Consider the following 15,279-nt stretch of genomic DNA (forward strand, 5'->3'; position numbering starts at 1 on the left):
TATCGGAGGCCTCACCCCAGCCGACCGCGTTCACAACCTCACGGGGAACTACACCTAGCTGGTACCGCGCAGGTCGAGGCGCAGCTCGTGCGGGTTCTCAGGGCTCAGCGTCACCGGGATGCCCCAGTCCTGCTGGTAGAGGTGGCAGGCCGCGTGCAGCGGGATCTCCCCGTCCTCGGAGCCGTCGCAGGCCGCGGCCCGGGCGGTGATGTGCAGGACACCGGAGTCGATGCCATCGGCGATCTCGATCGTCCGCTCCAAACCTTCGCTACCGCCGGCACCTGCGGTGATGAGCTCTGGCGGAGTGGACGAGACCTGCAGCTGGGTCGGGTCGCCGAACCGGTCGTCGAGCTTCTGCCCGGCAGGCACGCTGAACCCGACGGTGAGGGTCAGCGTGCCGGTGCCGAGCTCGGTGGCCGGGCGGGAGGTCTGCTGGGCGCCCTCGTCGACATGCTGTGCCTCAGCCGGGATGGCGACCCGGGTGAGCCGGTGGGCTGCCGATTCGGCGACGAGCAGGCTCGGCTGCTCGCCGTCACTGTCGGGCAGGACGAGGATGTCAGACGGTTCGTCGAGCCCGCGGGCCAACGTCGTGACCTCATCGGTGCGGAGGTCGTAGCGGCGGATCGCACCGTTATAGGTGTCGGCGATCGCCACCGACCCGTCGGGCAGTTCGGTCACACCGAGCGGATGCTGCAGGCGCGCCTCGGCGGCGGTCCCGTCGCGGAACCCGAAGTCGAACAGGCCCTGCCCGAGCTTCGACTCGACCACACCGGTGGCCGGGTCAAGCAGTCGCAGTGCCGAGGTCTCCGAATCGGCCAGCCACACGCAGCCGTCCGAAGCGGCTGCCACGCCGGAGGTCTGCGCATACCAGGCAGTTTCGGCGTCACCGTCGACGAGACCTTCGTTCATCGTGCCTGACAGCAGCCGGATGGTGCCGGTCTGCGGGTTGAACGACCAGATCGTGTGGTTTCCGGCCATCGCGATGACGACCTCGCCGGTGGTCTCGGCGTAGTGGACGTCCCAGGGGCTGGAGAGCTTGATGGCATCGGCTGGGCCGTCGTAGCGGCCCGTGTCGCCGTGGGTGCCGGTGACGTTGTCGACAGCGCCGACCATGTACTGCTCGCCGGTACCGGCGACCGTCGAGATCTCACCGGTGTCGAGGTTGAGGCCGCGCAGCAGGTGGTTGACGGTGTCGGCGATGACGACGTGATAGCCGACCTCGGCTGCCAGCTCGGCCGGGAGTTCGGCTAAGCCGCCAGGTTCGCTCAGCTCGGCGGTCTCTGCCGGCCCGTCAGTCCGACCGCGTTCCCCGGAGCCGTAGCGGTGCAGGATGGTGCTGCCCGACGGGTCGTATTCGACGAGTGAGTGGTGTCCGGAGTCGGCGACGAGCAGGTTGCCTGCATGCTCGCCGGTGGTGAGCCGGATGAGCTTGCCGGGGTAGAACAGGTCGGTCTCGACTGGTGCCGGCGGGACGTAGGGGTCGTTGCCGCGGCGCAGGGTGCCTTTGGCCGCATGCTCTTCGATGAGGTCTTCGATGAGGGAGGCGAGCCCGGCAGCGTGGCCTTCACCGGACATCGAGGCCACCAGGTGGCCTTCGGGGTCGATGAGGGCGAGGGTCGGCCAGGCGCGGGCGGAGTACGCCTGCCAGGTCTGAAGGTCCGGGTCGTCGAGGACGATGTGCTCGACCTGGTAACGCTCGACGGCCTTGTCGACGGCTTCGACGGTGCGCTCGAACTCGAACTTCGGGGAGTGCACGCCGATGATGACGAGCTCGTCTGCGTATTTCTGCTCGATCGGGCGCAGCTCATCGAGCACGTGCAGGCAGTTGATGCAGCAGAAGGTCCAGAAGTCGAGCAGCACGACCTTGCCGCGCAGGTCGGCGAGGCTGAGGTCGATGCCGCCGGTGTTGATCCAGCGGCGGCCGGTGAGTTCAGGAGCGCGCAGGCGCAGAGCGTCAGTCATACCCTCATTGTGCCACCGCGGCTCACCTGTCTGCTTTGCGGCTGTCATATGTGTCAGCGGCATCCGAGACGGCGGCCACGAAAGAGAGGAGAAGTGCCATCATGGAGTCATGAACGATGCAGCCGCGACGAGCCCCGAGCCCCTCTCCTCCGAACATGCTCAAAAGATCCGCGACCGTCTCGATGCGGTGGCCGGTCAGGCCGCCGAGGCGGCGCAGCGCTCCGGCCGCACCGCTGACGATGTGCGGATCATGCTGGCGACGAAGACGCAGCCAGTGGAGAAGATCCGGGTCGCGATCGAGCACGGCTTCACACTCATCGGCGAGAACCGGGTGCAGGAACTGACCGGCAAGGCCGACGGCTTAGCCGATCTCGAGCACGAGACGCACCTCATCGGGCCGCTGCAGCGCAACAAGGTCAATCACACGCTGCGCGTCGACTCATGCACGTGCATCGAGTCGGTCGACAACCTGCCGCTGGCTGAGAAGCTGCACAACCGCCTGGAGGTTCTCGACCGCTGGATCGACGTCCTCGTCCAGGTCAACACCTCGCGTGAGGATTCGAAGTTCGGCACTGCTCCCGGGGCGGCGGCTGAGCTCATCGAGTCGCTGGCCCCTTTCGACCGGCTGCGGATCCGCGGGCTCATGACGATCGGGCTGCCCGGGGAGAGCGACGAGGTCATCCGCCCCAGCTACGCCGATCTGCGCCAGCTGCGCGACCGCCTCATCGACGAGGGGATCCTGGCACATGACGCGACGGAGCTGTCGATGGGCATGAGCGCTGACTTCGCCCTCGCGATCGAAGAGGGCGCGACAGTCGTGCGGATCGGCTCGAGCGTCTTCGGCGCCCGTCCAGCGCCCTGAGCGAGCTCCCCTCCCACCCACGCGACCACCGCCTCGGGACCGGGACGGCAGTCGAGCACCAACTCGCGGCAGTGGTGTGCTGAGAGTCACAGGATTCTCGCGTGAACCCGTGAGAACCGCGGAATCTCGCGCTTCTCGAACTGCCCGACAGCCTCGAAAACCTCCAGATGAGAGCCCTCTCATCGGCATTTCACGTCTGCCTCATGACCGGCCGGTTGACTGCTGCATGCAGCGACCAGTCGGCGCTGCGACCCCACCGTCAGCACGACGAGAATGTTGAGAAGAGAATCATGTCGCTTCTGGTGACTCCCGCACAGACCCCCGCCACCAGCGCTGCTGCGGACCGCTCGGTTGCCGCCGCCGCTCCCACTGCCGCCCCGGCGGCCCAGCCGCTCCGGCAGCGCCTCGAGCGCGCCAAGTGGGCGTACTCGACCCGCTTCGCCAAGCAGTTCGTCGAGCTCTCCACCGACGTCGAACTCATCACCGACCCCGACTACGCACCGCAGGCCGGCGATGTCGTCCTCGCCCGGGTGCTGGAGATCGGCCAGCACAAGCGGCTGGAATCCCCGGACTCCCGCAAGGCTCTGCTGTTCCCCGGTGACGAGATCGTCGTCGCCTACGGCGCACGCTACGCACCCGATCAGTTCCACGCTGTCGTCCCGCCGGCGCTCTCCGACTGCCATCTGGCCGCCGCCGGCGGCATGGCCGCTGCCGTCATCGAGCAGCACGCCAGCGTCGACGCCCCCACGCAGATCCAGCCGATCGGCGTGCTGCGCGACCAGTCGGGAGCCATCACCCTCACCCGTGCCGCCCACCGCAGCGTCGACACCGGCATCACCGCCGTGACGCAGCGGCGCGGGCACCGCGTGCCGGTCATCGCAGTGCTGGGCACCTCGATGAACTCCGGGAAGTCGACGACGCTGGCCTGCCTGGCCAACGGCCTGGCCGCAGCCGGCCTGCGGGTCGCCGCCGGCAAGGCGACGGGAACCGGCGCCGGCAACGACGCGCGGCTGTTCGCCGATGCCGGGGCGGCGCATGTCCTCGACTTCACCGACTTCGGCTACTGCTCGACCTTCCAGCTCAGCCTCACCGAGGTCCGCGACCTGTTCCTCACCCTTGTCGACGAGCTCGCCGGCGGCCCGGCCGGCAGCACGGTCGATGCCGATGTGGTGCTCGTCGAGATCGCCGACGGCATCTACCAGGGCGAGACCGCACAGCTGCTCGCCGACGCGGAGTTCGCCGGGGTCGTCGACCACCTCGTGTTCTCTGCCGGGGACGCCCTCGGCGCAGTCGGCGGGGTGAGCGTGCTGCGCAGTCTCGACCGCGAACCCGCGCTCGTCTCCGGCGTCGTCACCGCCTCGCCGCTGGCCGCCGCCGAGGCGCGCACCGCACTCGATGTGCCGGTCACCGGAACCTACGAGCTGTGCCTGCCCGAGATCGCGCTGTCGGTCTTCGACGGTGCCGGCATGGCATCGGCCGCGAAGGCAGCGGCCGGACGGTCATGAGCGCGCAGGCGTCCGCCGCTGCGGCCGCTGCTGCAGCGCAGCGTCCAGGCCCCTACCACCTGGCGGTGCATACGGTGTGCGCGCGCGTCGGCAGCACTGGCAGGGCCACCCGTGGGATGCTGCCGCGGCTGGCCGCCGGGGTTCGCCGCCGCTGGCTGGCCGGGCTGGTGGGCATCGGCCTCGGGCAGGCCGCACTCGGCGGGCTGGGCGCCTGGGCGCTCATCCGGATGCAGTCGGCCGGTGCTGCCAGCACGCTCGTCTTCGGCTTGTCGGTGGCCGTGCTCGTCCTCTCCGCACTGGGGGTCGGGACACTGAAGATCCACGAGCGCACCGTCGCCGAGCGCCTCGGGCAGGACTATGTCCATCAGCTGCGCCTGCGGCTGCTCGGCTCGGCACTGAGCCCCGGGGAGCGCACCTCGCTGGGCGTGACGGTCGCACGCACCACCAACGACCTGTCCTCGGTGAAGAACTGGGTGTCCCAGGGCATCGCACCTGCCCTCGTCGGCGTGCCGCTGATTCTGGGGACCAGCGTCATCCTGCTCGTCCTGCACTGGCAGCTGGCACTCGGATTCATCATCCCGGTCGCCGTGCTGGGGGTGCTGCTCGTGTGGTTCAAGCAGCCGATGTTCGAGCGCACCCGCACTCTGCGACGCACCCGCGGCCGGCTGGCCGCCCGGATCGCTGAGACGGTCACCGCCGCCGAGACGATCATCGCCGACGGCGGGCGCGACCGTGAGCTCAAGCGCATCACCAGCCAGTCCGCACAGCTGGCCGAGCATGCTGTCACCCGGGCTGAGACCGTCGGTGCGCTGCGCGCTGCCGGTGCGGTCGCCGGCCTGCTCGCCAGTCTGCTCGTCGCCGCGATCGGCATCGCCACCGCCGCCTCCCCCGGGACGGTGATGGCGGCGATGGCCCTCACCGGCATCGCGACCAGCCCGATCCTCGATCTCGGCCGGATCATCGAGTACCGTCAGACCTTCCTCGCCGCCCGCAGGATCATCGGACCCGCGCTTTCCGCCGCCGATGAGCGCAGCGAGCAGGCGGCCGCCCGGCGGGCAGCCAGTGCCGAGCTCACCTGCCCGCTGCCAGCCGCCGCTGCCGGTTCGGTGGTGCTGAGCGCACCGGGCCTGCTGGAGCAGCCGCTCACCGCCGCCCCCGGTGAGGTGGTCTGGCTCGCTGACGACGGCGGCCGGGCCAGTGCCCTCATGCGCCGGATCGCCGGTCTCGACTCCAGCGGCCACACGCTCAGCGCCGGCAGAGCTGCGGAATCCGCGCAGCCTGATGCGTTCTGGGCCGACGGGCAGAATCTGCTCTCCCTGTCCCCGACCACGCGCCGCCGGCTGGTCGGCTGGGCGCGCGCGGGCACCGTGTTCGAACGCGGTCGGCTGGATCGCGCCCTGCACTACCGCCGCCCGGATCTGGATGGACAGTTCGACGCCGCCACCCTCGACCGGGTCGGTCTCGACGTCGATGCACTGCCGAAGGGTGCCCGCACGATGCTGCGTGCCGGCGGCCAGCCGCTCTCCCGCAGTGAGCGCGCCCGCCTCGCCCTGGCCCGCGCGGTCTATGCCGATCCGCCGCTGCTGCTCATCGACGGCCTTGACGGGGATCTCGGCGCAGCCGGGACGGCCATGCTGACGTCTGTGCTCGCTGATTACCCCGGTGTGGTGCTCTTCGCCGGCTCACCTGCCGTCGCCGAGGCGGTGGGTGCGCGCACCGTCGACCTCACCGCTGCGGGGTGAGCGCTCGGCAAGCAGGCAGACGCGTCGTGATGAGACGCGCGGCGATGAGAGGAGCGGTGATGAAAGGAGCTGGGCTGCGGGATCCTTCCCTCAGCCCAGCTCAATCGTCGTCGCCGTCGTCGTCTCCACCGCCGTCGCACTCCCAGCCGTCGTCATCCCACTCGCACACCCCACGGCCGGAGCCGGAACCGGAGCCGGATCCTGAGCCGGAACCTCCTCCGCCTCCGGAATCGGTGCCGCTGTCGGCTCCGCCGCGCGGGCGGCTGGCAGGTGCCGGGACGCGCTTGGCGTCAACGGCTGCACTGCCGCTCTCCTCCGCTGCCCTGCGGGCGGCCTGCTCGGCTGGATCGAGATCTGCTGGGCCTTCTGCCTCGGCGTCGCCGTCTTCGGGGTTCGCGGCCTCAGGGGGCGCATCGGGGCCTGGACGGTCAGAGCCTACAGGGGTTTCGCCGACGCTGATGCCCGGCTGGTCACGGTCGATGTCTGCTGATGACGGAAGCAGCGCAAGCGAGGCTGCGGCCAGGCCGGCTGCAGCGAGAATGCCGATCGTCCCGAATCGTTTCATGCGCACAGTCTGACCGAAGAATGTGAGACGGGTGTGAAGCGCAGATGAGAGCTCTCTCATCTGCACGATGACGTTTCACCACTGCCGGATCAGGCAGCCGGGTCGACGAGCTTGTAGCCGATGCCCCGGACGGTGACGAAGCGCTCGGCACCGAGCTTCTTGCGCAGGTAGCGCAGATAGACGTCAACGACATTCGAGGCGCCGTCATAGTCGTAGCCCCACACATGGGTGAGCAGCTGTTCGCGGGAGAGCACCTGGTTCGGGTGCTCCAGGAACATCACCGCCAGCGCGAATTCGCGGCTTGAGAGCTCCAGCTCGGTGCGCTCGTCCCCGCTGCCGCAGGTCGCGATGCGGGTGCGCAGGTCGAGTGCGAAGTCACCCAGCGTGAGGGTGTCGCTGGATTCGGGGGCCGGTTCGCTGTGGCGTTCACGGGCGCGCAGCCTGATCCGGGCCAGCAGCTCTTCGAACCGGAACGGTTTGGTCAGATAGTCATCAGCCCCGCCTTCCAGCCCGTGCAGCGTGTCGTCGAGGGAGTCGCGTGCGGTCACGACGACGATCGGGATGTCGTGGCCCATCGACCGCAGGGTGCGCAGCACCGTGAAACCGTCCATGCGCGGCAGCCCGACATCGAGGACGAGCAGGTCGAACTCCCCGCTGGTCGCATAGTCGAGGGCGGCGATGCCGTCTTCGACAACGGTCGGGGAATAGCCGTTGGCCGTCAGGCCACGGGCGACGAAGCGTGAGATGCGCGGCTCGTCTTCGGCGATGAGGATCCTCATAGGGTGTCTCCGGACTCAGTGGCAGGGGTGGACGGGGCATCAGCGCGGGCTTCTGCGGCCGCTGGATCCTCCGGCCGCTGCGCGATGATCGGGATGACGATGGTGAAGGTCGAGCCGATCCCAGGCTGCGAGCGCACGGAGACATCGCCGCCGTGGCCGACGGCGATCGCCCGCACGATCGACAGGCCCAGCCCCGAGCCGGCCTTCCCGGCTGCCGAGGCGGCGCGGTTGAAGCGCTCGAAGATGCGCGGCTGATCCTCGGCGGCGATGCCGATGCCCTCATCGGCGATGCTGATGCAGATGTGCTCGCTGTGCTCGCGCAGCCGCAGCGTCACCGTCGTGCCGTCCTCGGAGTAGCGCACAGCATTGGCCGCCATCTGCACGATCGCCTGCATGAGGCGGTTCTCATCTGAGAGCGTCGTGATGCTGACGTCCGAGTCGAGCTGCCAGTTGCGTTCGCCGAGGTGTTCGATCCGTGCGAGGGCCTTGCCGCCGAACGCACCGAAATCGACCGGTGCCAGGGTGACGAAGTCCGGGCGCGAGGAGTGCGCCAGGGTGGACAGGTCGCCGACGAGCCCATTCATCCGGTCGAGTTCGTCCAGGGCGATCGCGTTGCCCTCCCGCACATCCTCGGGATCGTTCGGGTCGGTGGTCTCCAGGGTGCCGCGGATGATCGTCAGCGGGGTGCGCAGCTCGTGGGAGACATCGGACATGAACCGCTTCTGCTCGGTGAAGCCCTCATCGATGCGGTCGAGCATCCGGTTGAAGTTGTCCGCCAGGGAGCGCACATCGTCACGAGTGTGCGGCACCGGCACACGGCGGCCGAGGTCGTAGACGGTGATCTGCTCGGTGGCCTCGCGCAGGTCCGCCAGCGGCCGCATCAGCCGCCCGCTCACGAGGTATCCGACCAGCGCGGCCCCGACGAGCATCGCCACCGACACACCGGCGTAGGTCGTGGCCGCCCGCCAGATCTGGTGCTGCTGCGTGGTGATCTCATTGCCGACGACGTAGATGCCCTCGTTGTCATCACCGGCGATCGTGACAGAGGCGATGACCGCCCGCACCGGCTTGTCACCGACTTTCAGGGTGGTGAAGATCGTGCGACCCGGCCGGAACCTGTCCTCGATCTGGCGCAGCACGCCCGGATCGGACATGTCGAAGTCCTGCTCGACCGGCCGGAAGCGGGGTTTGCCGTTGACGATCGCCAACACGCTCTCATGCCGGCTCGGCACCTCCGATACGGTGGCCGCGCGCAGCAGATCCTCCAGCGTGTCGACGCCGCCCAGGTCGGCCTGACGCCGTTCGGCCGTCTGCTTGAGCTCCTCGACCTCCTGCAGCAGCTCCTGGTCGATGCGGTCTTCGAGGACGGAGAACTGGATCGCATACGTCACGCTGCCGGCGATGACGAGACCGGCGGTCATGAACATGAGCATCGAGGTGAGCACGCGGATGCGCACGCTGCGCACCGGCTTCGTCGGCCGGATCCCCTCTGCCATCGCCCCTGCCCCGCGGACGGTTCCGCTCGCCTCTGTCCGGGCCCGCCTCAGCTCCGGGAGCCCTCAGCGTCCTGCGGGACGCCGGGTGCCTGCGGATCGATGTTGCGGATGATGAGCGAGCAGTCCATATCGGCGTAGCCGTCATCCATGAGCTTCTGCAGGTTCTCGAACGCCGCCTTCGCCCCCGGCAGCGTGACGCCGACATCGGCGGCCGCCGTCTGTGCCAGGCCTGCGTCCTTGTGGGCGAGCGCGGCGGAGAAGGTCGCCTCGAAGCCGTTGTTGGACGCGGCGGTCTCGACGATGCCGGGCACCGGGTACCAGGTGCGCAGCGGCCACGAGTCCCCGGAGGAGACACTGGCGACGTTCCAGAACGTCTGCGCGTCGAGGCCGAGCTTGTCGGCGAGCACCGCACCTTCGGCTGCGCCCTGCAGGCTGACGGTGAGCATCATGTTGTTGACGATCTTCGCCGCCTGCCCGTTGCCGGGCCCACCGCAGTCGAAGATGTTGCCGGCCATCGGCTCGACGAGCTCTTTCGCCCGGGCGGTGTCGGCTGGGTCGCCGCCGAGCATGAAGGTCAGTGTCGCCGCCGCGGCACCGGAGATGCCGCCGGAGACCGGGGCGTCGACGAAAGCGAAGCCGGCCTGCTGGGCCGTCTCGTGGATCTCCCGGGCCGAGGCGACGTCGATCGTCGAGGAGTCGACGAGCAGTGCGGTGGGTTCGGCGAACTCGAGCACGCCGCCGGCTCCGCAGAACACCTCCTTCGAGATCGTCCCGTTGGGCAGCATGCCGAACACGGCATCGGCACCGGCCACCGCCTCGGCGATGGTGGTGCAGGCGGTCACACCGTTGGCTTCGGCCGCACTGCGGGCACTTTCGCTCAGGTCGTATCCGCGCACGCTGTGCCCGGCTGTGATGAGGTTCTTCGTCATCGGCAGGCCCATATTGCCCAGGCCGATCCATCCAATCGTCGCCATGAGGTCTCCTTCTTCTCGTGTCGTCTCAGGTGCGGACGTGCAGGTCAGGCCGCGGACCAGCCGCCGTCGACGGAGTGCGCGGCTCCGGTGATCGCCTTGCCGCCCTCGCCTGCGAGCAGCGCGGCGATCGCGGCGACGTCCTCGGGCTGGGCGAGGTGCGGCAGCGCCGAGTGGGCGAGGAACACCTCGTCGAGGACGGCATCCTCGGAGATCCCGCGCGAGGCGGCCTGATCGGCGATCTGCTGTTCGACCAGCGGGGTCATGACATAGCCGGGATTGATCGCATTGCAGGTCACCCCGTGTCTGCCGGCCTCCAGCGCGGTCGCCTTCGTCAGGCCCATGAGGCCGTGCTTGGCTGCGACATAGGCGCTCTTGAATGCGGAGGCGCGCAGCCCGTGGACAGACGAGATGTTGATGATGCGGCCCCAGCCGCGCTCATACATTCCCGGCAGCACGGCTTTCGTCAGCACGAAGGGCGATTCGAGCATGAGCTTCTGGATGAGCTGCCATTCGGAGAGCGGGAACTCCTCGATCGGGTGGATGCGCTGGATGCCGGCGTTGTTGACGAGGATGTCGGTGTCGATCGGCTGTCCGTCGAGCGCCTGCGTATCGGACAGGTCGACGACCCAGGCCTTCCCGCCGATCTCCGCGGCAACGGACTCGGCGGCTTCGGCTGAGACGTCGGCGACGGTCACCTCGGCGCCCATCTGGGCGAACCGGGCGGCGATCGCCCTGCCGAGGCCCGAGCCGCCGCCGGTGACGAGCGCGCGGCGACCGGAGAGTTCCTGCTGAGGGTTCTGCTTCGGATCGTGTTCCATGCGCTCAGCCTACTTCCGGCCGGCCGCGCCGGCACGGGCGGCCCGCTCTGTGGCACGACGCTCGTTGTCGATCCGGTCGATCTCCGCCAGGTCCATGCCGTTGGTCTCACGGGTGAAGAACCAGGCGATGAGGCTGATGCCGGCTCCGATGGCGAGGTAGATCGAGATCGGGATGCTGGAGTCGAAGGCGCGCAGCAGGGCGGTGGCGATGATCGGGGCGAAGGAGCCGGCGACGATCGCGGTCACCTGATAGCCCAGCGACACACCCGAGTAGCGCATGCGGGTGGGGAACATCTCGGCCATGAGCGCCGGTTGGCCGGCGTACATGAAGCCGTGGAAGATGAGCCCGACGACGATCGCGATGAAGATCGGCAGCCCCTCTCCGGTGTCGAACATCGGGAACGCGAAGAAGCCCCAGGTGGCGGTGGCCAGGATGCCGAGCAGATACGGGATCTTGCGGCCGAGGATGTCGCACAGCCGGCCGATCATCGGCACGATGATCGCGTGGATGACGTGGGCGCCGAGCAGCAGTCCGAGGATCTCGCCGCGTTCGATGCCGACCTGCTGGCTGAGGTAGGTGATCGAGAAGGTCACGACGACGTAGTACATGACGTTCTCGATGAAGCGCAGGCCCATGGCGGTGAAGACGCCGCGCGGGTAGCGCTTGAAGACCTCGATGACGCCGTAGCCGGCGTCCTCTTCGTGGACCTCCTGCTGGGCCTCTTCGAAGATCGGGGCGTCGGAGACGCGGGTGCGGATGTAGTAGCCGATGAAGACGATGACGGCCGACAGCCAGAAGGCCACCCGCCAGCCCCACGAGATGAAGGCCTCATCGCTGAGTGCGGTCGAGAGGGCGAAGAGCACCGCAGTGGCCAGCAGGTTGCCCAGCGGAACAGCGGCCTGCGGCCAGGAGGCCCAGAAGCCTCGGGAGTGGTTCGGTGAGTGCTCGGCGACGAGGAGGACGGCTCCGCCCCATTCGCCGCCGACGGCGAATCCCTGGGCCGCGCGCAGCAGCACGAGGATGATCGGGGCTGCGTAGCCCCACTGGTCGAAGGTCGGCAGGCAGCCCATGAGGAAGGTGGAGACGCCGACGAGGATGATGGAGAGCTGCAGCAGCTTCTTGCGCCCGTACTTGTCGCCGAAGTGGCCGAACACGACACCGCCGAGCGGGCGGAAGATGAAGCCGATCGCATACGTGGCGAACGCGGCGATGATCGCGTCGAGCGGGTTGTCCGAGGCTGGGAACAGGATGACGTTGAAGACCAGGGTGGCGGCTGAGGCGTAAAGGAAGAACTCGTACCATTCGACGATCGTGCCGGCCATCGAGGCGGCGACGACGCGCTGGAGGTTGCGGCGCACGCTCGGGGTGTCCTGGGGTGGTGCTGCACTCATGATGGTGCTCCTTGCGTGAGGAGGAACGGCGCCACAGCAGCGTGGGCTGTTCGTCACTGCGGTTAAGACTCACCCAATAATGAGATCTGCTTCACATTTGGTCAAGCACCATGTCGACTCCGCGCCGGCCGTGCGAGCGCCCTGGCGCGTCCGATTCAGCTGCGCGGGCCGCGCTGCAGGTTGGCGAGCATCTCGTTGTAGGCCTTGAGCTCGGCATCGCCGCTGCGGTCCTCGGAGCGGTCGCGGCGCTTGGCCTCGCGGTCGGAGGAGCGCGACCACTGCACGGCGACGATGATCGCCAGGGCCAGCGTCGGGAACTCGCCGATGCCCCAGGTGATCTCACCGCCGAGCGCCTGGTCCTCCAGTGCCGGGAACCAGCCGTGGCCCATATTGCCGAACCAGTCGGGTTCGATGAGCGCCTCGGAGGAGATGATCGAGACGCCGAAGAAGGCGTGGAAGGTCATCGTCACCAGCAGCATGAGCAGCCGCATCGGGTAGGGCAGCCGGTTGACGCCGGGATCGATGCCGATGAGCGACTGGGCGAAGAGGTAGCCGGCGGCCAGGAAGTGGACCATCATGAGCTCGTGGCCGAGGTGGGTCTCCAGGGCCGGGTACATGATGCCGCTGTAGTAGAAGATCACCATGGAGCCGGCGAAGTTGACCGCTGCGACAATCGGGTGGGCCCAGAACCGCAGGTAGCGGGAGTGGACTGCCCCGAGGATCCATTCGCGCGGGCCGCGGGAGCCGTCGGTGCGCGGCTTCGTCGCACGCATGAGCAGGGTGATGGGCGCACCGAGGACCATCGGCAGGGGCACGGCCATGACGAGGAGCATGTGCTGGATCATGTGCCCGGAGAACAGCACCTGGCCGTAGACCATCGGGCCGCCGGAGGTGATGTAGAACAGCCCGGCCATGCCGATGACCCAGCTGATGGTCCTGCCGGTCGACCAGGTGTCGCCGCGCCGGCGCAGCTCGCGCACGGCCAGCAGGTAGCTGGCGACGAAGCCGACGGTGATGACCGTCCACAGCGGGTCGACGCGCCATTCGGTGAAGTACGACAGCCAGGTGGGCTCCGGCGGCAGCGGTTCGGAGGTGAGGATCTCCGCCGGGGTCGGGGCCGGCGGCGGTTCATCGGGGATCGGCGGCTGGGAGCGGGAGAGCACGACGCCCAGCGCCATGACCGCACCGAAGATGAGCGTTTCGATGCCGAGCAGCCGCCAGAACTCGCTGCGGGCGGCAGCAGCGCTTTTGAGCCGGTTGGTGACGAAGGTGCGGTGCCAGTAGCCGATGACGCCGAGGATGATGGTGAGGACGACCTTGCCGATGACGACGAGCCCGTACGGGGTCTGCCAGTCGTCGAGGGTGCGCACGCGCAGCAGCGCGTTGACGAACCCGGAGTAGACCATGATCGCGAACGCGATGAGTGCCATCGTCGAGAACCGGGAGACGAGCACGGCCAGGTCATCGCGCTTCGTCAGCAGCGGTGCGAGCACGGCCATGACGAGGATCCCGCCGAGCCAGGCGACGACGGCGAGCAGGTGCAGGCCGATGCTGTTGACCGCCTGCATATGCCCGTAGGCCTCAGCCGAGTGGCCCATGAGGGCCAGCGGCACGAGTGAGAGCACGCCGAGGACGGTGATGAGCCCGATGCCCATGAAGGAGCGGGTGGCGAAGACGAGCGTGGAGAGCGTCGCGGCCATGAGCACGATCGCCAGGCGCAGCTGCCCGTAGGGGATCTGGGTGATGTAGACGCCGAGCTGCTGGGAGAAGTCGCCTTCGAAGGCCTGCGCGCCGACGGAGTCGATGAACGCGAAGATGAGCACCGCGACCGCGGCGACCGTCCAGACGATCGAGGCGATCTGGGCGATGCCGAGCGTGCGCTCCCACAGCGGGTCCAGCGGGATGTCGCGGCGCGTCTTGCGGTCCTTGTGGCGGATCCGCCCGCCGTGGTCGCGCGGGAAGACGAGGGTGGCCAGGAACAGCGCGGCCAGGGTGGCCGACATCGAGAGGTTGAAGAGGAACTCGGCGATCGGCAGGCCGAACCGGCCGAGCGGACCGGAGTCATTCAGCAGCAGCGGTGCGGCCGCACCGGTGAAGTCGAGGGCGAAGGCACCGCAGACGGCGGCGATGAGGATGAAGCCGGGGATTGCGGCCAGTCGCAGCCGGCGGGCTGCAGTGACGTCGGGGCCGGATCCGCGGGCCGGGCTGGAGCCGGAGTGCGCGCGGCCGGTTGAGGGTGCAGACGTTGATGTCACGTGTGTGCTCAGGCCTTCAGCTCAGCCGCCGGTCGGCCAGCGCCGGGAAGCTCTCGCGGCGCTGGGCGATCGCGTCGATGTCGATGCGGGCAGACAGGATGGTCGCGTCCGGCCCGGCCTCGGCGAGGACGACGCCGGCGGCGTCGACGATGACCGAGCGGCCGCCCATCTGGGTGCGGGCGTGGTAGCCGGAGGTGTTGCAGGCGATGAGGGCGGTGAAGTCCTCTGCGGCTCGGGCGCGGGCGAAGAGACTCCAGTGGTCGACACGTGCGGCCGGCCATGCGGCAGGCACGACCACCACCTCGGTCCCGGCGTCGACGAGTGCGCGGAACATCTCCGGGAAGCGCAGGTCGTAGCAGGTCGCCAGGCCGACGGTGACCTCGCGGCCGTCGACGGTGATCGGACAGGTGACGATGTCCTCACCGGCGTCGAGCAGCGTCGGCTCACCGGAACCGAACCCGAACCGGTGGATCTTGCGGTAGGCGGCGACCACCTCGCCGGTGGGGTCGAGGAGGACTGAGGTGTTGTACAGGCCGCGCTGGCTGTCGGGGATCTCACCGAGAGCCGTGATGTCGCCGCCTGCGGCTGCGAGGCGGGCCTGGGCTTCGTCGGTGGCTTCGAGGATGGATCCGGCGTGGATGTAGGCGCCAGTCTCGCGGGCGATCGCCGCCATCGCGGCGATGGTCGGGCCGGTGGCGACGGATTCGGCGCGGGTGCCCCAGGCGCGGTAGTCGAAGGCGCCAGCGGACCAGAGTTCGGGCAGCACGATGAGGTCGGCCTCGTGCTGGGAGGCGGCCAGGGCGGCGGCCCGGCGGATGCGCGCAGACTGGTCCTCACGGTCGGTGTAAGCCAGCTGAATCGCAGAAACTCGCATGCCCTCTAGGGTAGTCGCGCGCTTCGGGGCGGCCAAAGCCGGGGCGGGGTGGACG

At 68.8% G+C, this 15,279-nt stretch carries 12 protein-coding genes; 3 read left to right on the plus strand and 9 right to left on the minus strand.

What is annotated here, in order from left to right:
* Positions 1 to 54: 54 nt before the first annotated feature.
* Positions 55 to 1,962: an NHL domain-containing thioredoxin family protein gene (locus tag M3B11_RS12595; RefSeq protein WP_259877788.1), complete on the minus strand. Its 1,908-nt coding sequence runs from the start codon at positions 1,960 to 1,962 to the stop codon at positions 55 to 57.
* 109 nt (positions 1,963 to 2,071) lie between these two features.
* On the opposite strand from M3B11_RS12595, the gene M3B11_RS12600 reads away from it, so the two are divergent.
* From M3B11_RS12600 to M3B11_RS12610, 3 genes are all read left to right on the plus strand, one after another.
* Positions 2,072 to 2,824 carry a YggS family pyridoxal phosphate-dependent enzyme gene (locus tag M3B11_RS12600; protein WP_259877790.1) on the plus strand — a complete coding sequence of 251 codons (753 nt, stop codon included), beginning with the start codon at positions 2,072 to 2,074 and terminating at the stop codon, positions 2,822 to 2,824.
* Positions 2,825 to 3,114: 290 nt separating this feature from the next.
* Complete coding sequence (locus tag M3B11_RS12605) at positions 3,115 to 4,329, plus strand: DUF1611 domain-containing protein (protein WP_259854783.1); 1,215 nt, start codon at positions 3,115 to 3,117, stop codon at positions 4,327 to 4,329.
* Complete coding sequence (locus M3B11_RS12610; protein WP_259877791.1) at positions 4,326 to 6,071, plus strand: ABC transporter transmembrane domain-containing protein; 1,746 nt, start codon at positions 4,326 to 4,328, stop codon at positions 6,069 to 6,071. Before M3B11_RS12605 ends, M3B11_RS12610 begins: the two co-directional genes overlap by 4 nt.
* A gap of 100 nt (positions 6,072 to 6,171) precedes the next feature.
* Here M3B11_RS12610 and M3B11_RS12615 read toward each other — a convergent pair whose 3' ends face one another.
* The 8 genes from M3B11_RS12615 to M3B11_RS12650 all read right to left on the minus strand — a co-directional run bounded on the left by M3B11_RS12615 (position 6,172) and on the right by M3B11_RS12650 (position 15,224).
* Positions 6,172 to 6,636: a hypothetical protein gene (locus M3B11_RS12615; protein ID WP_259854786.1), complete on the minus strand. Its 465-nt coding sequence runs from the start codon at positions 6,634 to 6,636 to the stop codon at positions 6,172 to 6,174.
* Positions 6,637 to 6,725: 89 nt separating this feature from the next.
* On the minus strand, positions 6,726 to 7,415 hold the full coding sequence (locus tag M3B11_RS12620; protein ID WP_259854788.1) for a response regulator transcription factor: 690 nt from the start codon (positions 7,413 to 7,415) through the stop codon (positions 6,726 to 6,728).
* Positions 7,412 to 8,911 carry a HAMP domain-containing sensor histidine kinase gene (locus tag M3B11_RS12625; RefSeq protein ID WP_259854790.1) on the minus strand — a complete coding sequence of 500 codons (1,500 nt, stop codon included), beginning with the start codon at positions 8,909 to 8,911 and terminating at the stop codon, positions 7,412 to 7,414. The genes M3B11_RS12620 and M3B11_RS12625 overlap by 4 nt, the downstream gene beginning before the upstream one ends.
* Before the next feature lie 47 nt (positions 8,912 to 8,958).
* Positions 8,959 to 9,885 carry a 3-hydroxyisobutyrate dehydrogenase gene (gene mmsB / locus M3B11_RS12630; RefSeq protein WP_259877793.1) on the minus strand — a complete coding sequence of 309 codons (927 nt, stop codon included), beginning with the start codon at positions 9,883 to 9,885 and terminating at the stop codon, positions 8,959 to 8,961.
* Between the two features lie 44 nt (positions 9,886 to 9,929).
* A complete protein-coding gene (locus M3B11_RS12635; protein ID WP_102162439.1) occupies positions 9,930 to 10,703 on the minus strand; it encodes a 3-hydroxybutyrate dehydrogenase in 774 nt (257 codons plus the stop codon).
* Positions 10,704 to 10,712: 9 nt separating this feature from the next.
* Positions 10,713 to 12,095 carry an MFS transporter gene (locus M3B11_RS12640; RefSeq protein WP_102162440.1) on the minus strand — a complete coding sequence of 461 codons (1,383 nt, stop codon included), beginning with the start codon at positions 12,093 to 12,095 and terminating at the stop codon, positions 10,713 to 10,715.
* A gap of 155 nt (positions 12,096 to 12,250) precedes the next feature.
* Positions 12,251 to 14,350: a bifunctional copper resistance protein CopD/cytochrome c oxidase assembly protein gene (locus M3B11_RS12645; RefSeq protein ID WP_259877794.1), complete on the minus strand. Its 2,100-nt coding sequence runs from the start codon at positions 14,348 to 14,350 to the stop codon at positions 12,251 to 12,253.
* A gap of 16 nt (positions 14,351 to 14,366) precedes the next feature.
* A complete protein-coding gene (locus M3B11_RS12650; protein WP_259877795.1) occupies positions 14,367 to 15,224 on the minus strand; it encodes a nitrilase-related carbon-nitrogen hydrolase in 858 nt (285 codons plus the stop codon).
* Between the last annotated feature and the right edge of the window lie 55 nt (positions 15,225 to 15,279).

Origin of the sequence: Brevibacterium sp. p3-SID960 (assembly GCF_025144725.1) — a bacterium.
Classification (GTDB): Bacteria; Actinomycetota; Actinomycetes; order Actinomycetales; family Brevibacteriaceae; genus Brevibacterium.